Genomic DNA, 25,512 nt, shown 5'->3' with positions numbered 1-25,512 from the left:
CAGGATGCCGGATTCCCAAGCCCTCGACCTGCAGGCCATTCTCGACGACATCTATACGGCGCTTTCGCCCCGGCGCGGCGAGGGCAAGGTGGCCGATTACATTCCGCCGCTCGCGCGCATCGATCCGAAGAAATTCGGCATGGCCGTCGTCACCATCGACGGGCAGGTGGCAAGCGTCGGCGATGCGGCCGAGCCCTTTTCGATCCAGAGCATTTCCAAGGTCTTCACGCTGACGCTGGCGATGGGCAAGCATGGCGAGAACATCTGGCGACGGGTCGGGCGCGAGCCCTCGGGCTCGGCCTTCAACTCCATCGTCCAGCTGGAGCAGGAAGGCGGCAAGCCACGCAATCCCTTCATCAATGCCGGCGCCATCACCATCAGCGATCTCATTCTCGCGGGACATACGCCGCGCGAGGTGATCGGCGAAATCGTGCGTTTCATGCGCTATCTCGCCAATGACGAGGACATCGCCATCGATCCCGCGGTTGCCCGGTCGGAGGCCGCCACAGGCTTTCGCAATTCGGCGCTCGCCAATTTCATGCGCTCCTTCGGCCGGCTCGATCATCCGGTCGAGCATGTGCTCGGCGTCTATTTCCACCATTGCGCCATTGCCATGAGCTGCGTCCAGCTGGCCCGCGCCGGCCTGTTCCTCGCCAATGCCGGGGTGACGCCTTTGTCGGGGCACACGGTGGTCTCGCGTGAGCGGGCCAAGCGCATCAATGCGCTGATGCTGACCTGCGGCCATTATGACGGCTCGGGCGATTTCGCCTATCATGTCGGCCTGCCCGGCAAGAGCGGCGTGGGCGGCGGCATTCTGGTGGTGGCGCCGGGCAAGGCCTCGATCGCGGTCTGGTCGCCGGGCCTCAACCACAATGGAAATTCGCTGCTCGGCTCCCTGGCGCTGGAAATGCTGGCACACCGCACCGGCTGGTCGGTTTTTGGCGCGTAAGGCGCGGCTTGAGATTGCCGGAGACCTGTGCGCCCCGGGCCTTTGCGTGGCTGGATTGACGCTGGCACATCCTTTTTGCTTGATCTTGTCGGGCGATCGGGGCAAGCCGCTGGCAGAGTTGGGCGGCTTTCATGCCGCCATCCAGATTTCTGTACGGCCGCCCTCATGCGGGGCATGCCGAAAGACCCGGATCGGATCCATCCATGGATGCCTCACCCATCGAGCCTGAAAGCGCCTTGCCGATGAACGGCGATAGGGCCTTGCCGATCAGCGGCGATCTTACGTTGCCGATCAGCGGCGATCTTGCCTTGCCGATCGAGGGCGAAGATCTCGCCGGCCAGCAGCCGGCAATCTTCGCCGGCATGCCGTCTTCCGTTTCCTTCAACAAGCTGCGCAAGCGTCTGTTGCGCCAGGTGCGCCAGGCGATCGACGATTTCGGCATGCTGGAGCGGCAGAAGCGCTGGCTGATCGGGCTTTCCGGCGGCAAGGACAGCTACAGCCTGCTGGCGCTGCTCATCGATCTGCAATGGCGCGGCCTGTTGCCCGTCGAGCTGATCGCCTGCAACCTCGACCAGGGCCAGCCGAATTTTCCCAAGCACATCCTGCCGGATTATCTCGCCTCGATCGGCGTGCCCCATCGCATCGAATATCGCGACACCTATTCAATCGTGAAGGAGAAGGTGCCGGAAGGGGCGACGTATTGCGCGCTGTGTTCGCGCCTGCGCCGCGGCAATCTCTACCGGATCGCGCGCGAGGAAGGCTGCGACGCGCTGGTGCTCGGCCATCACCGCGAGGACATTCTCGAAACCTTCTTCATGAACCTCTTCCATGGTGGCCGGCTGGCGGCCATGCCGCCGAAGCTTTTGAATGATGAGGGCGATCTGATGGTTCTGCGCCCGCTCGCCTATGCCGCTGAGGAGGATCTGGCGAAGTTCGCGGCGGCCATGCAGTTTCCGATCATTCCCTGCGATCTCTGCGGCTCGCAGGACGGGCTGGAGCGCAATGCGATGAAGACGATGCTGGCCGATCTGGAGCGGCGCATGCCCGGCCGCAAGGATCGGATGCTGCGCGCGCTCGGCCATGTGAACCCGTCGCATTTGATGGACCCCAAGCTTTTCGACTTCAAATCCCTCTTTCCGGAGCCTTCCGCATGACCCCCGAGATCGACGTCGCCGCGCTGGCCGCCCTGATGCAGGAGGCGGCGGATGCCGAAATCCTGCCGCGCTTCCGCAATCTCGGCGCCGGCGACATCCGCGCCAAGAGCGAGGCCATCGACCTCGTCACCGAGGCCGACGAGGCTGCCGAACGCTTCATGAAGGCGCGCATGGAGGCGATCCTGCCGGGCGCGCTGTTCGTCGGGGAAGAATCGACGGCCGCCGATCCCTTGCTTCTCGACCAGCTTGCCGGCGCCGATCTTGCCGTCGTGGTCGATCCGATCGACGGCACCTATAATTACGCCGCCGGCATGCCGCTCTTCGGTGTCATGGCGAGCGTTGTGGCCAAAGGGGAGACGCTGGCCGGGATCATCTATGATCCGCTCGGCAATGACTGGGTGATTGCCGAGAAGGGTTCCGGCGCCTGGATGTGCCGGCCCGACGGCAGCCAGGAAAAGCTCGCCGTCTCGCCCGCCCCGGACCTGGAAGCCATGGTCGGCTGCGCCTCGACGGGCTTCTACGCGCCGGATATGCGCGCGGTGATCATGGGCAAGCTCGCCCAGGTGCGCGTGGCCGCCAGCTATCGCTGCGCCGCCCATGAATATCGCACGCTCGCCGGCGGCTTCCTGCACTTCCTGATGTATCAGAAGCTGATGCCATGGGATCATCTGGCCGGCTGCCTGATCGCCGAGGAGGCCGGCGCCCATGTCGCGCGCTTCGACGGCACGCCCTATCGGCCGGGCGATCTGGCCGGCGGCCTGCTGGTCGCCAGCGACCGCGACGCCTGGACGGAGCTGCGCGAGAAGGTCTTCGTCGCCTAAGGGCGGGTTCACCGGCTATGGTTGGCATGAGAAGGGCCGGGCTGCAAAGGCAACCCGGCCCTTTTTCATGATCACAGATAACAGGCAGACCGCTCGCCTACAGATGCCCGGCGCCGGGATCGAGCGCCGTCTCGTCGCCCGGATGGGTGAAGAGGCGGCCGCCCTCGGCCCAGAGCACGGCGATGATCGTCAGCGCGCCGAAAGCCGTGAAGCCGCCAAACAGCGGCTGCACCGTGCCATTGAACATCTGGCCGATCAGCCCGCCGACGATGGCGCCGCCTGTGGTCGAGACGAAGCCGGTGATGGCGGTGGCCGTGCCGGCAATATGGCCCATCGGCTCCAGGCTGATGGCGGTGAAGTTGGTGGCAATCGCCGCAAACATCATCAGAAGCACCGAGATGCCGAGATAGGTGACGATAAAGGGCGGCGTGCCGGCCAGAGCCATCAGATAGAGCGCCGCCGACAGCAGGGTGAAACCGATCATCGCCGCGTGGGAGATGCGGCGCATGCCGAAGCGGCGGACGAAATAGCCATTGGCGAAATTGGCGATGGCGATGCCCGAGGCGGTGCCGGCAAAGGCGATCGGCAGCCAGTCGCCCAGCCCGTAGACCGTGCCGAACACCTGCTGCACCGTGACGATGAAGGCGCAGATGACACCGGTGAACAGCGTCAGCCCGAGCATGTAGCCTGAGGTCACCCGGTTGGTCAGCACGGTGGAAAAGCCCGAGGCGACAGAGCCGAAGGAGAGCGGCTGGCGCTCCGCCTGCGGCAGGCTTTCGCGCATGCGTAAGCTTGCCCAGACGAACAGGATCGCCCCCACCACGCCCAAAAGCACGAAGATCCACGGCCAGTCGCCATAGGTGATGATGGCCTGGCCGAGCGTGGGCGCCAGGATCGGCACCATCATGAAGACGATCATGATGTAGGACATGACCCGCGCCATTTCCCGGCCGCCGAAACAGTCGCGCGTGATTGCCGTCGTGCAGATGCGCACCGCCGCGCCGCCGATGCCCTGGCAGAAGCGCAGGATCAGGAGCGCGGTGAAGCTCTCGGTCCAGGCGGCGGCGAGCATTGTCACCGTGAAGATCGCCAGTCCCGCCAAAAGCACGCGCCGGCGCCCGAAGGCATCTGCCAGGCTGCCGAAGACGAGCTGTGACAGGCCGAAGCCGAAGAAGAACACGGCAATGACCAGCTGCGCGTCATTGGCATTGGTGACCTTGAGCGAGCTGGCAATATGGGGCAGGGCCGGCAGCATGATGTCGATGGCAAAGGCGATGCTGGCGGTCATCAGCGCGATGGTGATGATGAATTCGCGGAAGCCGAGGCCGATCCGCTGCGAGCCCTGATCGCTCGCAGGGCCCTGGTCGATATGCGGTGGCATGAATGCTCCTCCAAGAGCGGGCGGCGGCACTGGCGGGCCCGTGCGCCGGTAGATGGAATAGGATTCGAGAAGGGCCGAAAGCGCGGCGCGGTTTCGGGCCTCCGCCTGTGGACGGGAGGCTACGATGCCGCCAGATGTGGCCGCATCAGCCGGCCGCGCTCGGCGATCAGCACCATCGCCAGCGCGGCAATGGCCACGATCAGGAAGCTGAAGGCCAAGGGCGTGCCGGTGCCGTCGAAGGCCTGGCCGATCAGCGCCCCGATGAAGCCGCCGAGCACCGTCTGGGTGAAGCCCAGAACAGAGGAGGCGGTGCCTGCGACATGGCCGAGCGGCTCCATGGCCATGGCGTTGAAGTTCGGGCCGATCAGGCCGAACTGGAACATGGCCAGCATGTAATAGACCGCGAACAGCCAGAAGGGCACCTCGCCGAACAAGGCGGTCAGGGCCCAGGCGAGGCAGACAAGACAGAAGCCGATCAGCGCCGCATGCGATAGCCGGCGCATGCCGAAGCGCTGCACCAGACGCGAATTGGCGAAGGAGGCCACAGCCATCAGGCCGGCAAAGGCCGCGAAGACCACGGGGAAATAGACGCCGAAACCATAGACATCGACCAGAAGCTGCTGCGCCGAATTGATGAAGCCGAACAGCCCGCCGAAAATGAAGGCGATGGCGAGCGCATAGAGAAAGGCGATGCGGTTGCCGATGACGATGGCGAAGGCCGCCGCGATCGAGCTGAAGGTGAAGGGGCGGCGATTCTCCGCAGGCAGGGTCTCCGGCACATGCCAGGCAAACAGCCCGGCAACGACCAGGCCGAAGATAAAGATGAAGACGAAGATCAGGTGCCACTCGCCGAACAGCATGATCAGCTGGCCGATGCTCGGCGCGATCACCGGAATGACCATGAAGACCATCATGATCAGCGACATGATCTCGGCCATCATTCGCCCGCCATAGACATCACGCACGATCGAGACGGTGATGACGCGCGTGGCGGAGGCGCCCACGCCCTGAAGGAAGCGCAGGGCCAGCATCAGGCCGAAGCTGGGCACGAAGACGATGGCCAGCGCACAGGCGCAATAAAGCCCGAGCCCCGCCAGAAGCGGCAGGCGCCGGCCGAAGCGATCGGACAGCGGCCCGAACAGCAGCTGGGCGAAGCCCATGCCGATCATATAGGTCGAGATCACCAGCTGGCGCTCATTCTCGTCGGCAACGCCCAGGCTCGCGCCGATCTGCTGCAGGCCAGGCAGCATGATGTCGATGGAGATCGCATTGATCGACATCAGCATGGCCATCAGCGCGACGAATTGGGTCTTGGACAGGGTCGGTAGCGGCGCTGTCTCGGATGTGGTCGTCATCTCTTGTCTTTCCGGTCAGAGAGCACCCTCTTCAGGCGCTGGAACCGTTCTTGTCGCACGGTTCCTTCCTATGCCTGCCACCGGCGCAAAAGGCCGAAGGGCAGGCTGCTCGATGCAGCAGCCTTGACGATTGCCAAGCCCGTGAGACACGGGATGCGATGAAACCTTCGCTGTCTTGCAGAGGTCCCTGAATCAGAACGCATTCGGACGCGCTGCAAAACTTGCAGACCCGTTCCGGACCCTGCATGCCTCAAACGATCAGCTGAAAATGGCCGATGGCCCTAACAGTTCCTGGTCAAACTGGAAGACATTCCCGGACTGTTCCGGGAACAGGCCGCCAGGCATCTTCTTTCCTGTGTTTTGTAATCAGAGGATGACAGGCCGTGCTGCCCGCACCGTCACGACAAAAAATTGACGGGACCCTCATGATCTTCAACTGCTACTAATGGAAAGCCTGTGCAGCCAGCAACTGCAGAAAATAGCCGGTCACAAGAGTGTGATCGGAGCAGGGCGAAAGGGCGGCGCTTATCGAGGCGAAAACGACGAAAAGGCGGTTGCCCGCCTTTTCTCACAATCGTGATGGTTTGTCGGTTCAGGCCGCGCGAACGGCGATGCCCTGTTCCTGCAGCATGGTCTGCAGCTCGCCGGCCTGGAACATTTCGCGCACAATGTCGCAGCCGCCGACGAATTCGCCCTTCACATAGAGCTGCGGAATGGTCGGCCAGCTGGCATAGTCCTTGATGCCCTGGCGCAGATCGGCATCGGCCAGAACATTGATGCCCTTATAGTCGACGCCGACATAGTCGAGGATCTGCACGACCTGGCCGGAAAAACCGCATTGCGGAAATTGCGGCGTGCCCTTCATGAAGAGGACGACATCGTTGGTCTTGACTTCATTGTCGATGAATTCGTGAATTCCGCTCATATCCTGGCTTCCTTTTGGCGCCCGAGGTCAAGGATCGGGGCCTTCTCTCATAGGTGTCAGATAACATGCACGCGCCGGATTTTCATCCCGAGCCGGCAAATTTTTGAGCCGGGAAGGGCGGTCCATCAAACAGAGCGCTGCTTGCTGCGCGCAGCGGCCGTGCGCCGCTTGCTGACCTGCTTGCGCGCCTTCACGCGCTTGGGCGAGGGGCTGGGCGTGAAGCGTCCCTTGGGATCGCGCGTCTGGCGCTTGGTGCGTCGGCTCGCGCGCTTGGCGCCGGTTTTCTTCAGAACCTCTTTCAGGACTGAATCGATCACGCCCTTGACCAGGGTCTCCATCAGACCGGCCATGGTCTCAGTCCGGCACCGAGGTCTGCAGCGCGAGCGCATGCAGAACCCCGCCCATATTGCCCTGTAGCGCCTTGTAGACCATCTGGTGCTGCTGCACGCGGCTCTTGCCCCGGAAGGCTTCAGCCACGACTTCCGCGGCATAGTGATCGCCATCGCCCGCCAGATCGCGGATGGTGACGGCGGCGCCGGGAATGCCGGCCTTGATCATGTCTTCAATATCGCCCGGGGACATTGGCATCAGGCATCTTCCTTCTTCTTCTCGCCGGTCCACAGCGGCAGCCCCGATTTTTCCGCCACATGCCTGTCAGCCGTGAAGACCGGAAAGCCGCGCTCGACCAGTTCCGCCAGTATTTTGGCATCCGTGCCCGAATGCAAGCGCTCCAGTTTCAGATCGTTGTAGACATGGCCGGCCGAGCCCGGATCGATGCCGCTGATGATGACGGATGTCGCGCCATTGGCCAGCGCGTAGAAGACGGCGGTGAGACCGTTGGAGAATTTCGAATCATTGTCGGCCTCGACGATCAGCCGGCCGAGCACGTCATGGGCGAGCCGGCTGCGCTGATATGCGTCGATCGTCTCCAGCCTGTCATAGCTATAGGAAAAGGCGGCCAGACCGGCTTTCAGCTGATCCATGCCCTTCGGCCAGCGAATGACATAGAGCGTGCCGCAGCGCTCGCCTGACAGCACGCGGCGCACGGCCACGGCGCGATCGCCTTTGCCTTCCACCTGGTTGAACTGCAGGAAGGTCACGTCGGGCGCGGCCACGCCCCAGGCCTTGGCCGCGGCCTGGGAGCCATTGATGGCGATGAGGCGGAAGCCCGCGTCGAAACCGGCCGGCCGGGTGGAGACCGGAGCCGAGCCGAGCACGATCACCGGCCCACTAAAGGGTTCGGCTTCGCGCGGCGCCTGCGGCTTGCGCCTGCTATAGCGCCACCGATAGCGCCAGGCGCGCCGGGCGCGGTTCAGCCTCTGCCAGAATGTCATGTCTGCACGCGCCCCTGCCTACGGCCGCCTCACCATCTGTCCAACAATCGCCGTTGGCCGCCTGCAAATGGCAATTTCTGCGCTTCCGGTGCTCACGGACCTTAAGGACGCGGCGCTCCGGTTCTCGAAATCACCATTTTCGTCAGACCAACAGCAAGTCTTGAACAGACTGTCAGGCCGCCGTGCCGTTCATGAAGGCCGGGAACCAGCCCTCATGCGCTGCCGTCAGCGCTTCCACCGCGACCGGGCGCGCAGCGCCAAGCTTCAGCGTTTCGCCGCCGGTGCGGCCGATGACGGGCAGGGCGACGCCGGCCGCCTTGGCCCGCTCGGTCACGCTGGCGAGATCGGCTTCGCGCAGGGTCAGCACGTAGCGGCCCTGGTCCTCGCCGAAGAACACGGCCAGCGGATCGTGATCGGCAGGGGCCGAGACGGTCGCGCCGATGCCGGACGCCATGGCCATTTCCGCCAGCGCCAGCGCCAGACCGCCGGACGAGCAATCATGCACCGATGTCGCCAGCCCTTCCGTGATCAAAGCGCGGACGAAATCGCCGACCTTGCGCTCATGCGCCAGATCCACATGCGGCGCGCTGCCTTCGGCGCGGCCATGAATGTCGCGCAGATAGACGGACTGGCCGAGATGCGTGCCCCAGCCTTCCGGCGCACCGGCCAAGAGGATGGTTTCGCCCTGGGCGGCAAAGCGGATGCGCGCCATGCGCTTCCAGTCCTTGATCAGGCCGACGCCGCCGATGGTCGGGGTTGGCAGGATGCCCTGGCCGTTGGTCTCGTTGTAGAGCGAGACATTGCCCGAGACGATCGGGAAATCGAGCGCGGTGCAGGCCTCGCCGATGCCCTTGATGGCATGAACCAGCTGGCTCATGATGTCGGGACGCTCGGGATTGCCGAAGTTCAGATTGTCGGTCGCCGCCAGCGGCAGCGCGCCCGTGGCCGTCAGGTTGCGCCAGCATTCGGCGACCGCCTGCTTGCCACCCTCATAGGCATCGGCCTCGACATAACGCGGCGTGACATCGGAGGAGAAGGCCAGCGCCTTGGCGGCATGGCCATCCACACGCACCACGCCGGCATCGCCGCCCGGCACCTGCAGCGAATTGCCCTGGATCAGCGTGTCATATTGCTCCCACACCCAGCGGCGCGAGGAATTGTTGGCGGAGCCGACCAGCTTCAGCAGGGCGTCGGCGATGTCGGCCTGGGGCACGGCGTCATCCGCCAGCGGGGCTGCGACCTTGGCCGGCGTCCAGGGGCGGTCATATTCGGGCGCTTCGTCGCCCAGTTCCTTGATCGGCAGGTTGGCGACTTCTTCGCCTTGGTGCAGGATGCGGAAGCGCAGGTCGTCCGTGGTCTTGCCGACGATGGCGAAGTCGAGGCCCCATTTGACGAAGATCGCCTTGGCTTCCTCTTCTTTCTCCGGCTTCAGCACCATGAGCATGCGCTCCTGGCTTTCCGACAGCATCATCTCATAGGCCGTCATGCGCTCCTCGCGCACGGGCACCTTGTCGAGATCGAGCTCGATGCCGAGATCGCCCTTGGCGCCCATTTCGACAGCCGAGCAGGTGAGGCCGGCCGCGCCCATATCCTGAATGGCGATGACGGCGCCGGTTGCCATCAGCTCCAGGCAGGCCTCCAGCAGGCACTTTTCGGTGAAAGGGTCGCCTACCTGCACGGTCGGGCGCTTCTCCTCGATCTGCTCGTCGAATTCGGCCGAGGCCATGGTGGCGCCGCCCACCCCGTCGCGCCCGGTCTTGGCGCCGAGATAGACCACCGGCAGGCCCACGCCTTCCGCCTTGGAATAGAAGATGGCGTCGGACTTGGCGAGGCCGGCGGCAAAGGCGTTGACCAGGATATTGCCATTATAGCGGGCGTCGAATTCCACTTCGCCGCCGACGGTCGGCACGCCGAAGGAATTGCCATAGCCGCCCACGCCTGCCACCACGCCGGAGACGAGATGGCGGGTCTTGGCATGATCGGGCGCGCCGAAGCGCAGGGCGTTCATCGCCGCCACCGGCCGCGCGCCCATGGTGAAGACATCGCGCAGGATGCCGCCGACCCCGGTCGCCGCGCCCTGATAGGGCTCGATGAAGGAGGGGTGGTTGTGGCTCTCCATCTTGAAGACCACGCAGTCACCATCATCGATATCCACCACGCCGGCATTTTCGCCCGGGCCCTGGATCACGCGCGGACCCTTGGTCGGCAGGGTGCGCAACCACTTCTTCGAGGACTTGTAGGAGCAATGCTCGTTCCACATGGCCGAGAAGATGCCGAGTTCGGTGAAGGTCGGCTCGCGCCCGATCAGGTCGAGAATGCGCTGATACTCGTCCGGCTTCAGGCCGTGCGAGGCGATCAGTTCGGGCGTGATGGCGATGTCGTTGGGAAGGGTCATGGAGCGGCAGATCCGGTCAAGGCAAGAATTCGCCTTCTCCATAGAGGATTAGCTGGCGGAAGGAAACCGCACATGGCGCCGAATGCGGTTGATGCCCGCGCAGGCGGGGCGCTGAAGGCCTGTTCCCGCGTTCAGCTCCAATTTTTCACCGGGCAGGGGTCTTCAATCCGCAGGCTGGCGACGTGGGATTCGCCCGCCCGCCTCAGGCGTGGCTGAGGCCGAAGGCAACGATGGCGAGATACAAGAGCAGCGCCATGGCGAGCACGCCGCCGAAGAACAGGGCCAGCATGCGCCCGCTGGCCTTCTGCTTGCGCGCCTCGTCGGGTGAATGGGAATTGGCCTGCGCAGGGTCTTTTTCGACCATGATCATCTCCTTGCGGGGTGGGGCGGATGCCGCAGGGCCTCGATGGCCGGGCAGCGGCATGCGTCTCACAACAGGGCGCCGCCGCCAGAGTTCCACCCGCGGCTCGTGCGGGCCTGCGCGTCTCGATCCGCACGGCCTGTCTGCAAGGCATGAAAGGGATGCAACCTGATTTTCATTCTTTGTCAAACGAGGTTGCAGGACCTTAATCCTATAGGACTAAAGTCCTGATACGTGCCCCAAGGGCGCGCTCACGCCGTCTCCTTGCGGAACAAAGCCGATCGCTCGCGGTTATATCGTCGAGTGCCAAAACCTCGGGAGAATGATCATGACGGACCTGACTCAGAAGAACGAAGCCCGCTCGCCTGCGGTCGAATCGCTGCGCAAGGAGCAGATGAGGGCCGAGAGCAAGGGCGATGAACTGGAAAAGGGCCTGGAGGATACGTTTCCTGCCAGCGATCCTGTCTCGGTGACCAACACCACCACGCCGACGGGCCGCACCGATAAGGGCGAAATGCGGCACTGATTCCGCTCAACCAGCGATGATCTGCAAAACGGCGTGCTGCTCTGGCGCGCCGTTTTGTTTTGGCGGTGCTGTGCTCTTCCGGCGCGCCTGGACTGTCAGTCTGAGAAATGATGGCCCGTTTCCTGAAACATCCGCTGCATACACGGGATAGAAAGCCTCTGACCTCCCGCGTGTCTCATTCCGAGGCTCTCACAGGCCGCTGCGCCGTCCAGGCCTGGCTTCTGGTGTTTCCTGTCCAGACGAAGTGGCGCTGCCGGACCTCCTCATCTGCCCGAAGCGCTCGACATGATAGAGGACCGCGAGCGTGACCAGGCCGGCCAGCATGGCGAGACCGGCGATTGGCCAGTAGCCGAAGCCGATGCACAGGCCGATTGCGCCTGAAAGCCACATTCCGGCGCCGGTGGTGACGCCTGTGATCCGCCCGCGCGCCATGACGATGGTGCCGGCGGCGAGAAAGCCAACGCCGGCGGTGACCGCCTCGATCACGCGCAAGGGGTCGATGCGCACCGGATCGGCGCGGCTTTCGGCAAGGGCAATGATTTCCAGCGCCAGGATCGCGAAGACGCAGGCGGACAGCGCGACAAGAATATGCGTGCGCAGCCCCGCGGTCTTGTTTCGCGCCTGTCGCTCATAGCCGATCATCGCTCCGGCAATGGCCGCGCCGCAGAATCGGGCAATCAGCACGCTATAGGCAAGGTGTATCGGCGGAAAGAGATCGTTCAAAATAGCGTTCATCCTGCGGTAAACCGCGCCGAACACGCAAAGTTGCGCCACCGCCCGGCGAATCGATCTCCTCCGCTGCGCTGGCGCAACGGCGTCGCTTTCTTGGGGCGCTTTTGTCGGGGAATGGCAGGATTTCGCGGGTTTTTGCGTCCGCCTGCGGCGGAACGAAAGGAAGATGGACACGTTCCCTCGCCAGCCCTGCACCGCTGCAGGCCTATTTCAGGAAGAATGACGCCCTCGATACGCAACCATACGATCGGAGCCTTCCATGCCCATTCCGACCCCGCGCGACACTGCGCGCCCCGATACGCAATACCTATCCTTCATGATCCGCGAGCTGTTGATCTGGCTGGTGGGCGTTCCTGTCCCGATTGCCGCCGTCATCGGCTATCTCGTGCTGTGACGTCGCCGGTCGGTATTGTCACCAAAGCCGTGCAGGAATCTTAAGTGCGTCGTGAGTTCCGAAATACACCGCGCGCACTTCGCGTCGCCGCTCCCCTCTTGCTGGGCTCGTGAAAGCGGTGCTCTTCTCCTCGTCATACCTCGCGCATTTGAAGTCGCTCGGCGTACATCCGGCAAATCGAAGGGCACTGGCGGCGTTTCGCCTGCGCCTCGTCGGCTATCGGATGTCTCGACTGAAGAGGCTACCCGCTAAAACGCTCATTTACAGGCGGCAACGAAAAGCATGACCCAGTGATCGGCTTAGCCCTTTCCCCTCCTGGTCTTTCCAGACAGTCTGCTGAAATCGGTCTTCGATGGCGTGATCATCTCACGCAATCGGCGTCAGGCGAAAACCGCCAAAACTGCAAAGGTAGCGCCCGAGACAGCTGTCAGCGCGATCATAATGACGATCAGCTCTTTCATCATGAAACTGTACATCCTGGCATCCTTTCGCCGTCTTTCTTCACCGGCCCGTTATTTCGTCATGTGATGATAAATGCGCGACGCGACAAGTGGTTTCATGCCTGTCACGCGTGTTTGATTGCGGGCAAGTTGTCGCGCTGACATCAAAGAGACAGCTCGGCTCTGCTAGAATCCGACCGGTGAATGAAAAGCGCCGGAGAAGGGCGCCGGGCTTGCGCACCGGACCGAAAGCGGACGCCGGTTTTCGCGCAGAGTGTTCCTGCCTATGAGGCAGCGTGTCCCAAGCCTATGAGGCAGATTGTTCCATGCCCATGAGGAGGTCTGGTTCAATCACTGAACAGATGAAGAGCATGCACCCGGCTGCGCCAGGCGGGATTGAGGGAAACATGAAGCAGACATCGATGCCGGTTGGCATGATTTTTCTCGGCTGCCTGATCGCGGTTATTTGCACGCTTGCCATCGTGCCGCATCGCCCGCTCGTAACGGCGCGACTGCCGGATCAGCCGCTCATAATGCCGGCGCGCTGAGACAGTTGAGCGTGAGGAGCTGGCGGAAAACCGCCTGGCTTCTTCATCACACGCTTCCAGCGAGCGTCCGTCCCGTGAGGGTCTGCACCACAGGGACAGGTGCACGCGACGCTGACGCTCGCGACGATTTTGAGGGACGACGCACAGGAAGCGCGAAGGTTCTGGCAGAGCTTGACCGCAGTGGTCCAGCGGTGTCCGCTTCTTTGAAATCCGGATGATTTCATCCGAATTGTCAGCGCGGCGCGGGATGCTTTTCGCCTGCCGCTCATCCGGGTGAAGCCGGCAGGCTCACGCCGCCGAGGCGCCTATTGCAGCCGGGGCGCCTCGTCACCGAGGAAGAAGGAGCGGATGCCATCGCGCTGGAGCGTTGCCAGGAATTCCTCATAGGCTTCGCGGTCTGTGGCGAAGGGCTCTTCCCATTCCGTCACATCGTCTTCGGGCGTGATCACCGCAAGGTGCCAGTCGAGCTGGGTGCCGGCGGGGCGGGAAATATCGACCAGGACGGTCAGGCCGTCTTCCGTCACTTCGCCCGAGAGTTCCGAATATTCGAGATCGGGCTCATTGTCATTGGCCATGGCACCTGTCCTTCTCCCCTGCCGTCGTCCCGCACGCCGGTCTCGAAAAAAGCAGTAGGCCGCGCCAACACGATGCGCAAGACCATCGGTGGCGGACCCGTCTTCTGTCCGAAGGAAAGCAGCGGGCAGGCGGCCGCAGGCTGGATGGAACGGGGTCACGCGATTGCCCGACCCGCCCGATGCGGCCTGGGTCTCTGGCGCCGACCGCCTTTCTTAGAACACCGGCGGATGGCAAACCTTGACAAGGCGGCTGCCCTGGGCGTCCGTCACCCGCAGCAGGCCACATTCAAGCGGCGCCCAGCTCGCCACGACTACCCGACGCGCATGGTGGCGCTGACCATGATGGCGGTGGATGTGATGGCGATGGTGATGCCGGTGGGCATGATAGGCCGCATGCTTCCGATAGGTGTCCGGATAAGCGCAACCGACGGGATCCGCCGCCTGGGCGATCGCGGGCAGCAGGGTGATGACGGCGGTGGCGGCAAGAAGCGTGGCACGCAACAGGGACATGGATCTCTCCGGAAGCAGGGTGAAAGCGACAGGCGTGGAACGTCAATTAGCGCGAGGGCGAAAGCAGGCCAGAGGGCCTGCACACGCAAACAGCCTCCTCGCGCCATCGCCCCCTGCGCACTCGGACATGAGCGCGGGCGAGCGACGCCCTCTCCCCCGCACAGCCGCTGCCCCCGCGCAAGACGGCTTCATGCCGTCCTGCCCGCTGTGCTTTGCAAGGCCCGGACCGTCTTTGACAGCTTATCGACAAAAATGCATCGCCGCGGGCTTGACCGTCACGGCCCTCCCGCCTTATGAACCGCCCATTCCCGAGGTGCCCAAAGGGCATCCTTTCCATGGGAGCGCGTAGCTCAGTCGGTAGAGCAACTGACTTTTAATCAGTAGGTCCTGGGTTCGAATCCCAGCGCGCTCACCATTATGATCTCGACAATTTTCCGAAAACTTCTGTGGTGAGACCGTATTTGGCTTCTGCCGCTTTGGTGGCGCAGCCTGTTTTCTTTCAGTCTTCGGAAACAACCAGTTCCAAGGACGGATAATCCCGCAAGCCATGGTCGGTCAAAGGCGGTCACGCCTGTAAATCAAAAGCAGATCGGTCTTTCTGCGTCAGGACGCAGCACCCGGCAGCGGCCGGCTGAAGAAGCGTTCCGTCGCGGTCACCGCATCGGGGATCTGGCGAAAGGGCGGCGCAGGCGCAAAGCCGGTGGCGTGATAGAGCGACAGCGCGGCCTGCATATAGACCGTCGTCTGCACCAGCAGCGTCTGTTGCCCCTGGCTGACAGCAAAGTCGACCGCCGCCTCTATCAGACGCCGGCCGATGCCCTGGCCGCGCGCGGCGGGATCGATATAGAAGCTGTGCAGTTCCATGCGTCCCGTATCAAAGGGCGCGATCCCGAGCGTGCCCAGGCAATCCCCGTCCTGGTAGGCCAAGAGCAGCGCTGCGTCTTGCGCGGCGAATTTCTGCATGAGCGAGACCTGGTCTTCATCGGCATGAAACAGGTCCAGAACCAATTGCGGCTCCAGCCCCACCTGCGCCGCTTGCGCGGCGTCCCAGGCGGCGAAGGCCGAGAGCAGCGCGGCGGCTGCAGCGAACTGGTCGGGGTCTCCGGCCGGGGCGATGGTGATCATGAAACGGCGGTCTCGCTGGATGTGCACGTCTGATTTGCATGGCGGATTTGCCAGAAGAGCTGACACCACTTTTCAGTGCGATGATCAAGAGATCAGGCTGGAAGGCCTCGTGCTGGAAACGAAAACATCCGGACGCGCAGGCGCCCGGATGTGCGATGATCGAAGTCCCTCGGCGGGATCGGCCTCAGCCGATCCCCGACGTTCTCAGGAGCGGAATGCCCGCCCCGATCAGCTGCAGCCGCTGGTGGCGCCGCAGGTGTCGCACTTCTCGCAGGTGCCGTTGCGCACCATGGTGAAGTTCTGGCACTCCGAGCACATGTTGCCAGTATAGCCCTGGGCGATCGAGCGCATGCGGCGTTCGTTCTCCACCTTCTTGGCGTCCACCTTGGCATTGGCCGCATCGGCAGCGGCCTGTTCGGTGAAGAGGGCGGTCATGGCGCCCGTTTCTTCCTCGGCAATCTCCTCCGCCAGCTCCCGGGCGCGCTCCTCATAGTCGCGCTTGAAGGCGACGACTTCGGAGGTGGCGACGACCGTTTCGAGCTTGCGCACGGTGTTGCCCGAGATCGCGGTGACCGTCGCGCCACCGGTGGCCTTGGCCGAGCCGGCGGAATTGGCGGCGCCTCGGGGTTCGGCGGCGGAGCTTGCGGCGCTGGAGACCAGCGTCGGCTTGTAGCCGCGCGTCAGGCCCTTGGAGACCACGTCGGCCTTGCCTTCCGAGACGCCGCGGCCGAGCGCGGTGGCCGAGAAGTCCGAGGTGTCGACATGGGCGAGGTCATGGCGGCCGAGATAGGAGATCGCCAGCTCGCGGAAGACATAGTCCAGGATCGAGGTGGCGTTCTTGATCGCGTCATTGCCCGTTACCATGCCCGCCGGCTCGAACTTGGTGAAGGTGAAGGCGTCGACATATTCTTCCAGCGGCACGCCATATTGCAGGCCGAGCGAGACGGAGATGGCGAAGTTGTTGATGAAGGCGCGCAGCGCCGAGCCTTCCTTGTTCATGTCGAGGAAGATCTCGCCGAGGCGGCCGTCATCATATTCGCCGGTGCGCAGGAAGATGGTGTGCCCGCCGATCTTGGCCTTCTGGGTGTAGCCCTTGCGGCGCGAAGGCAGCTTTTCCTGGCTGCGCACCACGCGTTCCACCACGCGCTCGATGATCTTCTCGGTGACGGTCACGGCCTGGGCCGCTGCCGGCATCTGCAGCAGTTCCTCGATCGCGTCCTCGTCGTCCTCATCCTCGATCAGCGAGGCATTGAGCGGCTGGGAAAGCTTGGAACCATCGCGGTAAAGCGCGTTGGCCTTCAGCGCCAGCTTCCAGGAGAGCAGATAGGCCTTGCCGCAATCCTCGACGGTCGCCTCGTTCGGCATGTTGATCGTCTTGGAGATCGCGCCGGAGATGAAGGGCTGGGCGGCCGCCATCATGCGGATATGGCTTTCCACCGAAAGGTAGCGCTTGCCGATCTTGCCGCAGGGATTGGCGCAGTCGAACACGGCGAGGTGCTCGGCCTTGAGGAAGGGGGCGCCTTCCAGCGTCATCGCGCCGCAGACATGGATGTTGGCGGCTTCGATGTCCTTCTTCGAGAAGCCGATATGGTCGAGCAGGTTAAAGCTGACATCGGCCAGCTGCTCGTCCGAGACCTTCAGCGCGGTCTTCAGGAAGTCGGCGCCGAGAGTCCACTGGTTGAAGACGAACTTGATGTCGAAGGCGGCCTTGGTGGCGGCGTTGATCGCCTCGATCTTCTCGTCGGTGAAGCCCTTGGCCCGCAGCGTCGAGGGGTTGACCGCCGGCGCTTGGTTGATGTTGCCATGGCCGACGGCATAGGCCTCGATCTCGGCGATCTGGCTTTCCGAATAGCCGAGCGTGCGCAGCGCCTCCGGCACGGCGCGGTTGATGATCTTGAAATAGCCGCCGCCGGCGAGCTTCTTGAACTTTACCAGCGCGAAGTCGGGCTCGATGCCGGTGGTGTCGCAATCCATGACGAGGCCGATCGTGCCGGTGGGCGCGATCACGGTCGTCTGGGCATTGCGATAGCCATGCTGCTCGCCGAGCGAAACGGCCTTGTCCCAGGCGGCAACCGCATGGGCGATCAGGTCCTGATCAGGGCAATCGCCATGGATCAGCGCCACGGGATCGACGCTCAGGCCTTCATAGCCCAGGGTCTCGCCGCGTGCGGCGCGGGCATGGTTGCGCATCACGCGCAGCATGTTCTCGCGGTTGGGTGCAAAGCCGGGGAAGGGGCCGAGCTCGCCAGCCATTTCCGCCGACGTTGCATAGGCCACGCCGGTCATGATCGCGGTCAGCGCCCCGGCGATCGCCCGGCCCTCGGTCGAGTCATAGGGAATGCCCGAGGACATGAGCAGGCCGCCAATATTGGCATAGCCGAGGCCCAGCGTGCGGTATTCATAGGAGAGCTGGGCGATTTCCCGGGAGGGGAACTGCGCCATCATGACGGAGATTTCGAGCACCACGGTCCACAGGCGCACCGCATGCTCGTAATCGGCAATGTTGATGCGCTTGGTCGCCGCATCCTTGAACTGGATCAGGTTCAGCGAGGCCAGATTGCAGGCGGTGTCGTCCAGGAACATATATTCCGAGCACGGATTGGACGCGCGGATCGGGCCGGCGGCCGGGCAGGTGTGCCAGTCGTTCATGGTGGTGTTGAAGTGCAGGCCCGGATCGGCCGAGGCCCAGGCGGCATAGGAGATCTGCTCCCAGAGGTCACGCGCCTTCAGCGTCTTCACCGTGCGGCCGTCCTTGCGCGCCGTCAGGTTCCAGTCGCCATCCTTTTCCACCGCGCGCAGGAAATCGTCCTTGAGCGAGACGGAGTTGTTGGAGTTCTGGCCCGAAACCGTCAGATAGGCTTCCGAATCCCAGTCCGTGTCATAGGTCTTGAACTCGAGATCCTTGTAGCCCTGCTGGGCGAACTGGATCACGCGCTTGACGTAGTTTTCCGGCACCGAATTCTTCTTGGCGGCGCGGATCTCGCGCTTCAGCGCGGGGTTCTTGGCCGGATCGAAGCAATCGTCGCCGTCGCCCTCGCAGTTCAGGCAGGCCTTCATGATTGCCTTCAGATGCTTGGCGACGATCTTGGAGCCGGTGACGAGGCTGGCGACCTTCTGCTCTTCCTTGACCTTCCAGTTGATGTAGGCCTCGATATCGGGATGATCGATATCGACGACCACCATCTTGGCCGCGCGGCGCGTGGTGCCGCCCGACTTGATCGCGCCGGCGGCGCGGTCGCCGATCTTGAGGAAGCTCATCAGGCCGGATGACTTGCCGCCGCCCGACAGCTTCTCTCCTTCGCCGCGCAGATGGCTGAAGTTGGATCCCGTGCCCGAGCCATATTTGAACAGGCGCGCCTCGCGCACCCACAGATCCATGATGCCGCCCTCGTTGACGAGATCGTCCTGAACCGACTGGATGAAGCAGGCATGCGGCTGCGGATGCTCATAGGCGGACTTGGAGCGCGTCAGCTTGCCGGTGAAGGGATCGACATAGAAATGACCCTGGCCGGGGCCGTCAATGCCATAGGCCCAGTTGAGACCCGTGTTGAACCATTGCGGCGAATTCGGCGCAACGCGCTGGGTGGCGAGCATATAGGCAAGCTCGTCGCGGAACGCGCTCGCATCCTCTTCCGTGGCGAAGTAGCCGCCCTTCCAGCCCCAATATGTCCAGGTGCCGGCCAGGCGATCGAAGACCTGGCGCGCATCGGTTTCCGAGCCGTAGCGGGCCTCTTCCGGCAGTTCCTTCAGCGCCTTTTCATCGGCCACGGAGCGCCAGAGGAAGGAGGGTACGTCATTTTCCTCGACCTTCCTCAGCCGCGCGGGCACGCCGGCCTTGCGGAAATATTTCTGCGCCAGAATATCGGCCGCCACCTGGCTGAACTGCTCGGGCACGTCGATATCTGCCAGACGGAACACGATGGAGCCATCCGGATTGCGGATCTCGCTGATGGCCTTGCGGAAGGCGATGTCCGCATAGGCCGACTGTCCGGCCCGGGTGAAACGGCGTTCGATCTTCATTGTCTCAAGTCCTCGTGTCCCGTGAGCGCTGCGGAAAAACCGCCGGCCGCGACCAAAAAGTCTGGCAATCCCGCTCAAAATCTTTCGATCAGCGCATGATGACGGCCGGCCGCGCAGGCCCGTCCAATCCACCATGCTCCAACGCGCGAATGGTCTTCCCGGTCGCGCGCACGCGGCCGGCCGTCATCGTCGTGAGACGGTGTGTCGTCTCTTATATAGTGGTTCTTTGCGCGCTTGGCTACTAGATATAGTAACTCGCCAAGGGGCTGGCAGGTTCCGGAGGAGGGGAAAGTTCGGGCATGGTCATAGCGTTTCCCCTGCCGTCCAACGGCAGGCTCTCCGGTTCGTCAGCGGGGTGGGGATCGACCGGCCGGCAGAAAGCACGAGCCCGTCATTCCAAGCGTGCGGGCGTCATGCCTGCATGCAAAGGATTAACTGTGAATGCGGGCGCAGCGTCAAGGGCTTGCGTGTCTCCGTCCACTGCCCATCTAGATGTTGTGGATAAGCCGGCTCACGGCAGACTCAAGAAAATCAGGGACTTGGGAGTGCTGAACCGCTTTTGGCCCATTTGTTCCCTCAAATCTTGTGGACAAGATGTTGTAGGACGGGGCGCCAGCGGTCCACAGGTCGATGGTTTAGGGGCGCGTGCCGTTCAACGGCAGGGCGTGGTGTGGGCCGGCCGTCCACCCGGCAGCCGGTCGCCTGATGTCGCGACTCGCGCCGCCGCTGCGCCGGTCGGCCAGAGCCGGACCGGACGCCATGCTGAGCCCGATGCCTCGGTCCATGGTCTGCAGATCGGACCGAACACCGGCTCCCTCTTCTTCAGTCCGATTCCGGCGATAGGCCTCAGCCCATATGGCCCTTGGCGATCGGCTCCTGATAGGTGAAGCCCATATCCCAGGGGAAGTAGATCCAGGTATCCTGGCTGACCTCGGTAACGAAGGTGTCGATCACAGGCACGCCCTGCGGCTTGGCATAGACACAGGCGAAATGCGCCTTGGGCAGAAGCGCGCGCACTTCCTTGGCGGTCTTGCCGGTGTCGGTCAGATCGTCGACCACCAGAACGCCTTCGCCGCCATCGGCCATCAGCGGCTCGGCGATACCCTTCAGCATCACCATGTCGCCCTGGTTGACGTAGTCGTGATAGGAGGCGATGCAGACGGTCTCGATCAGGCGGATGTTGAGTTCGCGCGAGATGATGGCCGCCGGCACCAGGCCGCCACGGGTGATGCAGACGATCGCGCGGAAATCGCGCTGCAGGCCGGCAAGGCGCCAGGCGAGCGCACGCGCATCGCGGTGAAACTGGTCCCAGGAGACGGGAAAGGCTTTTTCGGGCAGGGACATGGCGCAAATCCTCAAGGTCGGCGAAGGAAGGGCGCGAGGCCGTCCATCGTTCAAGAGACAGGGTGTCGCGCGGAGCCCCGGTTTTGCGGCAATCGCAGGGGCTTTTCAAGCAGGCCTGCGCAAGGCGGCGTCGCTTGTTCAGGGTTTTCCCGGCTCTGTCTGCCAGGGAAAGGGCGGGACGATCACAGCAGCTGGGCTAGGAGACGGGCCGGGAGCCGGGACTGGTGCGGACGACGGGGATCGAACCCGTATACCCGGAGGTGAGGGATTTTAAGTCCCTTGCGTCTACCAGTTTCGCCACGTCCGCTGACGCCTATGGCCTTAGCCGAGCAAGACGCCGCTGAAAAGAGCCGATGCGGGAAAAGCGGTGCACCATGGCCGGCTGGGCAGGGGAGCAGCAGGTTAAGATTGATTAACCCTCTTCCCTCGAACAGCTTTACCTAAGACGCCGAAAGCGCCAGTCTCGCCCGGCGTCCGGCTGGCTGGGTGTGCGGCAGGAACGGGAGGCCCAGCTGGTGCATGAGGGCAGTCGGACGCGGGATACGGGCGTAACGCAGCGTTGGCCGTCATATGCCGTGCGCCTGTTTTGAGAAGACGAGTTCGGCCATGTTGTTTGTCGATCACGGCACGTGCGAGATGTAGAACCCATGCTTTCAGAAGAGGGAGAGGCGGCGCAGGCCCTGACGCACGTGCCGCTGACATGGGCTATCGCGGAAGACGGCACCTATTTGGCCATGCTCGGGGCGCATCTGATGGCGCAGGTTTTGCCCATGTCGGACGGAGATGGCTGGCGCTGGCGCATCACCAATTGCAATGGCGAAGGCCAGAGCGACTTCCAGTCGTCCAGCGGTCTTGAGGAAGCCAAGCGCAGCGTCCAGGCCGGCATCGAGACATGGTTCCGCGATGCCGGGCTCCTGTGCGAGGGCTGACGCTCGCTGTCATCAGTGTCATCAGGATGCGAAAGCCACTTTTTCACGCTGAAGATCAAGCGGGAGCGACGTAAGCCTCCGGCGATCAAGCTTGAAGCGGATCACGCCCCTGAACGATCATCAACGACCACTTCCGGCCGGTCGCCGCCATCGGCATGTTCCTGGTGCCAGCGCCCGCGCGCATCCTGAAAGCTGATTTCCTCATCCTCGCCGCCGACCTGCTGTTCGGAGGCCGCCTGGCGTGCGGCTTTCAGTGCCGCATCATGAGAGGGGAAGGATTCGGAGAAGACATCGCCGAGCTTGTAAGCCCAGCCATCATCATGCTCGACGATTTCATAAACGATCCGGGTCATCAACCTTCTCCTCCGACCATCGGCCAATGGCGATCTCGGCGGGTGCATGCCCAAACATGCGCCCCCATGCCGGATTGAAAACGCGCAGGATGGCGGGATCGTTCCGGCAGGTCATGAAGCGGAGGATGAAAGAGAGGCGGGATCGCGCCCGCCTCGTAGCAGCATGGTACCGGAATGGCACCAGACCCGAAAGGGATCGATCAGGCCGAGAGCTTGGCCGCGATCTTGGCGACATGGGCGCCCTGGAAGCGGGCGGCGTCCAGTTCGATCTGCGAGGGCATGCGCGCGCCGTCGCCGCCGGTGATGGTGGAGGCGCCATAGGGCGAGCCGCCCTTGATTTCCTCGAGGCCCATCTGGCCCTGGAAGGAATAGGGCAGGCCGACCACGACCATGCCGTGATGCATCAGCGTGGGGATGAAGCCAAGAATCGTGGTTTCCTGGCCGCCATGCTGGGTGGCGGTGGAGGTGAAGGCCGAGCCGACCTTGCCGACCAGCGCGCCAGATGCCCAGAGGCCACCGGTCTGGTCGATGAAGTTGCGCATCTGCGAGGCCATGGTGCCGTAGCGCGTGCCGCAGCCGAAGATGATGGCGTCGTAATTGGCGAGTTCAGCCGGGGTGGCGATCGGCGCTTCCTGATCCAGCTTGAAATGGCTGGCTTTTGCAACATCTTCTGGCACCAGCTCGGGAACGCGCTTGACGTCCACTTCCGCGCCGGCCGAGATGACACCCTCAGCAACGGCCTTTGCCATCGCCTCGATATGTCCGTAAGACGAATAATAGAGTACCAAGACCTTTGCCATCGTCATCTCCTTGTTGTCACCGGCCTGCGACGCCGGCCTTTCCTCGCTTTGCCGCGCCAAAGATAACGGCTGGCCACGTGGCGACCATGCCCGTTAAGGAAACAGACTGTTCACAATCCATTGACAATGATCGCCGTTCGACTGAACAATTTCCATCCTGCTCAAGGCTTGCTCCATGACCGCTTCCGCCATCGTCACTGCCGCCATGCTTGCCATTGGCGACGAGCTTCTGTCCGGCCGCACCAAGGACAAGAACATCGGCCATCTCGCTGAGGTTCTCACCTTGTCCGGCATCGATCTCAAGGAGGTGCGGATCGTTGCCGACGACGAGGCGGCGATCGTGGCGGCGCTGAATGCGCTGCGCGGCGCCTACACCTATGTCTTCACCTCGGGCGGCATCGGGCCGACCCATGACGACATCACCGCCGATGCCGTGTCGCGCGCGTTCGGGGTGGAATGCGTGCATGATCCCGATGCGATGACCCTGCTTGGCGACATGTACAAGCGCCGCGAGATGGAATTTACCGAGGCCCGCCGCCGCATGGCGCGCATGCCGATCGGCGCCCGGCATATTCCCAATGCCGTTTCCACCGCGCCCGGTTTTATCATCGGCAATGTCTATGTCATGGCCGGGGTGCCGCAGGTGTTCCAGGCAATGCTCAATGCCGTGCTGCCGCAGCTTGAAACCGGCGCCAAGGTCATCTCGCGCTCGGTGCGCTCCCCCTTTGGCGAGGGCGATATCGGCGGCCCGCTGGGCGAGGTGCAGAAGCGCCACCCCGAGACCAGCATCGGCTCCTATCCGAAGTTCGACGGCCAGTCCTTTTCGACGGAACTCGTGATCCGCGCGCGCGCGGAGGAGGCGCTCGATGCGGCCGAGGCCGATATCCTGGCCATGCTGGCCACGATCACGGCGGCGCGGTCATCCGGCAGCGCTGACGCTTAAGACAATCCACGATCGACTCTGCTTGGCGGCACGCGGCGACGACCCTGAAATTTCATCTTTAGAAGGCGCGTGAAGTCAGAGCATTCGCCAGATGCTCGACCTTAGCCCGAAGCCCTGCAATCACGACCAGGGTCGCGTCGTACCCTCGATCTGAGAGAAAGCAGCGTGTTCGTTTAAATTTTGCGCACGTGACGCTTGCAAAAGTGGACAGCCGCATGGTTTTCGCTAGATTGTGCCCACTAGGCGTTGTTTTGCGGGGGCGAAGAATGGCGACGTTCGCGTTTTCTCAGGATGGTGAAGTGCGCCGCACTTCGAGAAGCTTCTATCGGGGCGAGAATACGAATTTTCACCCGACAAACGCGTCCTTCCAGGGTGATCAGGCGATATCGAGCTATGTGATGCAGGGTTGGATCCCTAGAGAACGCTTCGTGACCCCGGAAACGGCGATTGTTGCGTTTGGTTCATGCTTTGCATCCAACATCAGCAACTATTTGCACGAGCGCAACTATAATGTGCTAAATCGTGGCAATAACGATGCCTACGTTACCAAACTCGGTGACGGGATGGTCAATACCTATGCAATCCTCCAGCAGTTTTCCTGGGCATGGGAGGGTGTGGCGCCGCAGGCTGACGTCTGGCATGGAAAAAAAGCCGAGGATTTCGCGCATGACGAATTGGTTCGGCTCGAGACCAAAGAACTTTTCGACAATGCCGACCTCTTCATCATAACTTTGGGCCTGTCAGAACTCTGGTACGATAAGCCGACGGGCGAAGTTTTCTGGCGCGCGGTGCCTGCCGATGTCTACGATTCGCAACGCCATTGTTTTCGCACGGCAAGCCATGCCGAGACCCTTCACAATCTTCATCGGATTTACGAACTCATCCGGCGCTACAGGCCGGCCGCGCGCATTCTATTCAGCGTCTCGCCGATCCCATTGACCGCGACCTTCCGTCCGATTTCCTGCATCACCGCCGATGCCGTGTCCAAGGCAACACTTCGGAGCGCGCTGGATGAATTTCTTCAGGCGCATGGAGAGGCCGATGGCGTCTATTATTTTCCCAGCTATGAGGCCGTGAAGCGCATTTTTCATTATCAATGGGGCGAGGATCGTCGCCATGTGCGCCGCGACGTCTTGGATTTCAACATGAAGCTGTTCGAGCATTATTATTGTTCGCCGGGTATTGGCGCCGATGAGGTGAGGGCGGCCTATGATCACGCATGGGAGCTTGATCACAACCGTGCGGAAAACCAGCGGCAGCACGATGTTGTTTCCTACGAAGAGCGCCGCGCCATTACGAAGCAGGCCAAGATCAATGCGCGCATCGAGGCGCGGCGTGTCGAACGCGAGAAGGTGCTGAGCGAGCGTCGTGAGCAGCAGCTTAGGCAGGCTCAGCTTCACCGAAGGGCGAAAAGCTGGCTTCAGAAGGCGGTGAAGACGAAGTCGGGGGTTTATGTTCAATATGCAGCACAGACTGCCGTCGCGCTGCTTGCACTGGACGGCTTAACGGATTGGATGGACTGGATTCCGCTCGTCTTCGAATAAGATCAATATGAAAATCCGAAAAATCGGGGTATCCAGCGCGGAAAGCCTGAAGCA

Annotated in this window: 24 protein-coding genes, 2 tRNA genes and 1 pseudogene; 10 read left to right on the top strand and 17 right to left on the bottom strand. The window is 62.8% G+C overall.

Going from position 1 to position 25,512, the window contains the following annotated elements; genetic code table 11:
- The first annotated feature begins 4 nt into the window (after window positions 1-4).
- The 3 genes and pseudogenes from BJF92_RS18015 (at window position 5) to BJF92_RS18005 (ending at window position 2,924) form a co-directional block, all read left to right on the top strand.
- A complete protein-coding gene (locus tag BJF92_RS18015; protein WP_075636133.1) occupies window positions 5-949 on the top strand; it encodes a glutaminase in 945 nt (314 codons plus the stop codon).
- 353 nt (window positions 950-1,302) lie between these two features.
- Window positions 1,303-2,103 (top strand): annotated as a pseudogene (ttcA, locus tag BJF92_RS18010) (tRNA 2-thiocytidine(32) synthetase TtcA); the annotation flags it as partial.
- Window positions 2,100-2,924: an inositol monophosphatase family protein gene (locus BJF92_RS18005; RefSeq protein ID WP_075636132.1), complete on the top strand. Its 825-nt coding sequence runs from the start codon at window positions 2,100-2,102 to the stop codon at window positions 2,922-2,924. The pseudogene ttcA and the gene BJF92_RS18005, both read left to right, overlap by 4 nt.
- A gap of 97 nt (window positions 2,925-3,021) precedes the next feature.
- On the opposite strand, the gene BJF92_RS18000 is transcribed toward BJF92_RS18005, so the two are convergent.
- The 8 genes from BJF92_RS18000 to BJF92_RS25635 all read right to left on the bottom strand — a co-directional run bounded on the left by BJF92_RS18000 (window position 3,022) and on the right by BJF92_RS25635 (window position 10,678).
- Complete coding sequence (locus BJF92_RS18000; protein ID WP_075636131.1) at window positions 3,022-4,305, bottom strand: multidrug effflux MFS transporter; 1,284 nt, start codon at window positions 4,303-4,305, stop codon at window positions 3,022-3,024.
- 119 nt (window positions 4,306-4,424) lie between these two features.
- Entirely contained in the window at window positions 4,425-5,660 is a 1,236-nt protein-coding gene (locus tag BJF92_RS17995; protein ID WP_075636130.1) for a multidrug effflux MFS transporter, read from the bottom strand.
- A 592-nt stretch (window positions 5,661-6,252) separates the two neighbouring features.
- A complete protein-coding gene (gene grxD, locus BJF92_RS17990; protein WP_075636129.1) occupies window positions 6,253-6,585 on the bottom strand; it encodes a Grx4 family monothiol glutaredoxin in 333 nt (110 codons plus the stop codon).
- 125 nt (window positions 6,586-6,710) lie between these two features.
- Window positions 6,711-6,935, bottom strand: a complete 225-nt coding sequence (locus BJF92_RS17985) for a hypothetical protein (RefSeq protein ID WP_075636128.1) — start codon at window positions 6,933-6,935, stop codon at window positions 6,711-6,713.
- Window positions 6,936-6,939: 4 nt separating this feature from the next.
- Window positions 6,940-7,173 carry a BolA/IbaG family iron-sulfur metabolism protein gene (locus BJF92_RS17980; protein WP_075636127.1) on the bottom strand — a complete coding sequence of 78 codons (234 nt, stop codon included), beginning with the start codon at window positions 7,171-7,173 and terminating at the stop codon, window positions 6,940-6,942.
- The gene (locus tag BJF92_RS17975) at window positions 7,173-7,919 is read right to left on the bottom strand and encodes a membrane-anchored protein (RefSeq protein ID WP_075636126.1); all 747 of its coding nucleotides are present in this window, start codon (window positions 7,917-7,919) and stop codon (window positions 7,173-7,175) included. Before BJF92_RS17975 ends, BJF92_RS17980 begins: the two co-directional genes overlap by 1 nt.
- A 172-nt stretch (window positions 7,920-8,091) precedes the next feature.
- Window positions 8,092-10,314 (bottom strand): phosphoribosylformylglycinamidine synthase subunit PurL, encoded by a 2,223-nt coding sequence (gene purL / locus BJF92_RS17970; protein ID WP_075636125.1) that lies wholly within the window; start codon window positions 10,312-10,314, stop codon window positions 8,092-8,094.
- 202 nt (window positions 10,315-10,516) lie between these two features.
- Window positions 10,517-10,678 carry a hypothetical protein gene (locus BJF92_RS25635; RefSeq protein WP_158032246.1) on the bottom strand — a complete coding sequence of 54 codons (162 nt, stop codon included), beginning with the start codon at window positions 10,676-10,678 and terminating at the stop codon, window positions 10,517-10,519.
- Window positions 10,679-11,003: 325 nt separating this feature from the next.
- On the opposite strand from BJF92_RS25635, the gene BJF92_RS17965 reads away from it, so the two are divergent.
- Window positions 11,004-11,201: a hypothetical protein gene (locus BJF92_RS17965; RefSeq protein ID WP_139790376.1), complete on the top strand. Its 198-nt coding sequence runs from the start codon at window positions 11,004-11,006 to the stop codon at window positions 11,199-11,201.
- Between the two features lie 189 nt (window positions 11,202-11,390).
- Here the strand turns inward: BJF92_RS17965 and BJF92_RS17960 are convergent, their stop codons facing one another.
- Window positions 11,391-11,924, bottom strand: a complete 534-nt coding sequence (locus BJF92_RS17960; RefSeq protein WP_245294816.1) for an MgtC/SapB family protein — start codon at window positions 11,922-11,924, stop codon at window positions 11,391-11,393.
- A 268-nt stretch (window positions 11,925-12,192) separates the two neighbouring features.
- Between BJF92_RS17960 and BJF92_RS26270 the strand changes: the two genes are divergently transcribed.
- Both BJF92_RS26270 and BJF92_RS25630 read left to right on the top strand, forming a co-directional pair.
- On the top strand, window positions 12,193-12,327 hold the full coding sequence (locus BJF92_RS26270) for a hypothetical protein (RefSeq protein WP_280938390.1): 135 nt from the start codon (window positions 12,193-12,195) through the stop codon (window positions 12,325-12,327).
- A gap of 847 nt (window positions 12,328-13,174) precedes the next feature.
- Window positions 13,175-13,315, top strand: a complete 141-nt coding sequence (locus tag BJF92_RS25630; protein ID WP_158032245.1) for a hypothetical protein — start codon at window positions 13,175-13,177, stop codon at window positions 13,313-13,315.
- A 305-nt stretch (window positions 13,316-13,620) separates the two neighbouring features.
- On the opposite strand, the gene BJF92_RS17955 is transcribed toward BJF92_RS25630, so the two are convergent.
- The gene (locus tag BJF92_RS17955; RefSeq protein ID WP_075636123.1) at window positions 13,621-13,890 is read right to left on the bottom strand and encodes a hypothetical protein; all 270 of its coding nucleotides are present in this window, start codon (window positions 13,888-13,890) and stop codon (window positions 13,621-13,623) included.
- Between the two features lie 213 nt (window positions 13,891-14,103).
- Entirely contained in the window at window positions 14,104-14,400 is a 297-nt protein-coding gene (locus BJF92_RS17950; protein ID WP_075636122.1) for a hypothetical protein, read from the bottom strand.
- Between the two features lie 339 nt (window positions 14,401-14,739).
- Here BJF92_RS17950 and BJF92_RS17945 point away from each other — a divergent pair.
- Window positions 14,740-14,815, top strand: a tRNA-Lys gene (locus tag BJF92_RS17945).
- 188 nt (window positions 14,816-15,003) lie between these two features.
- Here the strand turns inward: BJF92_RS17945 and BJF92_RS17940 are convergent.
- The 4 genes from BJF92_RS17940 to BJF92_RS17925 form a co-directional block, all read right to left on the bottom strand.
- On the bottom strand, window positions 15,004-15,525 hold the full coding sequence (locus BJF92_RS17940; RefSeq protein WP_075636121.1) for a GNAT family N-acetyltransferase: 522 nt from the start codon (window positions 15,523-15,525) through the stop codon (window positions 15,004-15,006).
- A gap of 228 nt (window positions 15,526-15,753) precedes the next feature.
- Window positions 15,754-19,545, bottom strand: coding sequence for a vitamin B12-dependent ribonucleotide reductase (locus tag BJF92_RS17935; RefSeq protein ID WP_075636120.1), 3,792 nt, complete (start codon window positions 19,543-19,545; stop codon window positions 15,754-15,756).
- A gap of 846 nt (window positions 19,546-20,391) precedes the next feature.
- Window positions 20,392-20,889 carry a xanthine phosphoribosyltransferase gene (gpt, locus tag BJF92_RS17930; RefSeq protein ID WP_075636119.1) on the bottom strand — a complete coding sequence of 166 codons (498 nt, stop codon included), beginning with the start codon at window positions 20,887-20,889 and terminating at the stop codon, window positions 20,392-20,394.
- A gap of 222 nt (window positions 20,890-21,111) precedes the next feature.
- Window positions 21,112-21,196: transfer RNA gene (locus tag BJF92_RS17925), tRNA-Leu, on the bottom strand.
- A gap of 340 nt (window positions 21,197-21,536) precedes the next feature.
- Between BJF92_RS17925 and BJF92_RS17920 the strand changes: the two genes are divergently transcribed.
- The gene (locus BJF92_RS17920; protein WP_075636118.1) at window positions 21,537-21,818 is read left to right on the top strand and encodes a hypothetical protein; all 282 of its coding nucleotides are present in this window, start codon (window positions 21,537-21,539) and stop codon (window positions 21,816-21,818) included.
- Between the two features lie 101 nt (window positions 21,819-21,919).
- On the opposite strand, the gene BJF92_RS17915 is transcribed toward BJF92_RS17920, so the two are convergent.
- Both BJF92_RS17915 and wrbA read right to left on the bottom strand, forming a co-directional pair.
- Window positions 21,920-22,171, bottom strand: a complete 252-nt coding sequence (locus tag BJF92_RS17915) for a DUF2188 domain-containing protein (RefSeq protein ID WP_075636117.1) — start codon at window positions 22,169-22,171, stop codon at window positions 21,920-21,922.
- A 200-nt stretch (window positions 22,172-22,371) separates the two neighbouring features.
- Window positions 22,372-22,971 carry an NAD(P)H:quinone oxidoreductase gene (wrbA, locus tag BJF92_RS17910; protein ID WP_075636174.1) on the bottom strand — a complete coding sequence of 200 codons (600 nt, stop codon included), beginning with the start codon at window positions 22,969-22,971 and terminating at the stop codon, window positions 22,372-22,374.
- A 175-nt stretch (window positions 22,972-23,146) separates the two neighbouring features.
- Here wrbA and BJF92_RS17905 point away from each other — a divergent pair, with 175 nt between their 5' ends.
- Both BJF92_RS17905 and BJF92_RS17900 read left to right on the top strand, forming a co-directional pair.
- The gene (locus BJF92_RS17905; protein WP_075636116.1) at window positions 23,147-23,914 is read left to right on the top strand and encodes a competence/damage-inducible protein A; all 768 of its coding nucleotides are present in this window, start codon (window positions 23,147-23,149) and stop codon (window positions 23,912-23,914) included.
- A 266-nt stretch (window positions 23,915-24,180) separates the two neighbouring features.
- Window positions 24,181-25,458, top strand: coding sequence for a GSCFA domain-containing protein (locus BJF92_RS17900; RefSeq protein WP_078058218.1), 1,278 nt, complete (start codon window positions 24,181-24,183; stop codon window positions 25,456-25,458).
- Window positions 25,459-25,512: the final 54 nt, after the last annotated feature.

Origin of the sequence: Xaviernesmea rhizosphaerae, assembly GCF_001938945.1 — a bacterium.
GTDB lineage: Bacteria > Pseudomonadota > Alphaproteobacteria > Rhizobiales > Rhizobiaceae > Xaviernesmea > Xaviernesmea rhizosphaerae.
This window is presented reverse-complemented; position numbering and strand designations above follow the sequence as displayed.

Coding starts and splice junctions, on each gene's coding strand:
- BJF92_RS17915 (WP_075636117.1), bottom strand. CDS start 22,171: ATGACCCGGATCGTTTATGAAATCGTCGAGCATGATGATGGCTGGGCT.
- BJF92_RS17905 (WP_075636116.1), top strand. CDS start 23,147: ATGACCGCTTCCGCCATCGTCACTGCCGCCATGCTTGCCATTGGCGAC.
- BJF92_RS18000 (WP_075636131.1), bottom strand. CDS start 4,305: ATGCCACCGCATATCGACCAGGGCCCTGCGAGCGATCAGGGCTCGCAG.
- BJF92_RS17980 (WP_075636127.1), bottom strand. CDS start 7,173: ATGCCAATGTCCCCGGGCGATATTGAAGACATGATCAAGGCCGGCATT.
- gpt (WP_075636119.1), bottom strand. CDS start 20,889: ATGTCCCTGCCCGAAAAAGCCTTTCCCGTCTCCTGGGACCAGTTTCAC.
- BJF92_RS17985 (WP_075636128.1), bottom strand. CDS start 6,935: ATGGCCGGTCTGATGGAGACCCTGGTCAAGGGCGTGATCGATTCAGTC.
- grxD (WP_075636129.1), bottom strand. CDS start 6,585: ATGAGCGGAATTCACGAATTCATCGACAATGAAGTCAAGACCAACGAT.
- BJF92_RS18015 (WP_075636133.1), top strand. CDS start 5: ATGCCGGATTCCCAAGCCCTCGACCTGCAGGCCATTCTCGACGACATC.
- wrbA (WP_075636174.1), bottom strand. CDS start 22,971: ATGGCAAAGGTCTTGGTACTCTATTATTCGTCTTACGGACATATCGAG.
- BJF92_RS17920 (WP_075636118.1), top strand. CDS start 21,537: ATGCTTTCAGAAGAGGGAGAGGCGGCGCAGGCCCTGACGCACGTGCCG.
- BJF92_RS25635 (WP_158032246.1), bottom strand. CDS start 10,678: ATGGTCGAAAAAGACCCTGCGCAGGCCAATTCCCATTCACCCGACGAG.
- purL (WP_075636125.1), bottom strand. CDS start 10,314: ATGACCCTTCCCAACGACATCGCCATCACGCCCGAACTGATCGCCTCG.
- BJF92_RS17975 (WP_075636126.1), bottom strand. CDS start 7,919: ATGACATTCTGGCAGAGGCTGAACCGCGCCCGGCGCGCCTGGCGCTAT.
- BJF92_RS25630 (WP_158032245.1), top strand. CDS start 13,175: ATGAAGCAGACATCGATGCCGGTTGGCATGATTTTTCTCGGCTGCCTG.
- BJF92_RS17995 (WP_075636130.1), bottom strand. CDS start 5,660: ATGACGACCACATCCGAGACAGCGCCGCTACCGACCCTGTCCAAGACC.
- BJF92_RS17935 (WP_075636120.1), bottom strand. CDS start 19,545: ATGAAGATCGAACGCCGTTTCACCCGGGCCGGACAGTCGGCCTATGCG.
- BJF92_RS26270 (WP_280938390.1), top strand. CDS start 12,193: ATGCCCATTCCGACCCCGCGCGACACTGCGCGCCCCGATACGCAATAC.
- BJF92_RS17900 (WP_078058218.1), top strand. CDS start 24,181: ATGGCGACGTTCGCGTTTTCTCAGGATGGTGAAGTGCGCCGCACTTCG.
- BJF92_RS17940 (WP_075636121.1), bottom strand. CDS start 15,525: ATGATCACCATCGCCCCGGCCGGAGACCCCGACCAGTTCGCTGCAGCC.
- BJF92_RS17950 (WP_075636122.1), bottom strand. CDS start 14,400: ATGTCCCTGTTGCGTGCCACGCTTCTTGCCGCCACCGCCGTCATCACC.
- BJF92_RS18005 (WP_075636132.1), top strand. CDS start 2,100: ATGACCCCCGAGATCGACGTCGCCGCGCTGGCCGCCCTGATGCAGGAG.
- BJF92_RS17965 (WP_139790376.1), top strand. CDS start 11,004: ATGACGGACCTGACTCAGAAGAACGAAGCCCGCTCGCCTGCGGTCGAA.
- BJF92_RS17955 (WP_075636123.1), bottom strand. CDS start 13,890: ATGGCCAATGACAATGAGCCCGATCTCGAATATTCGGAACTCTCGGGC.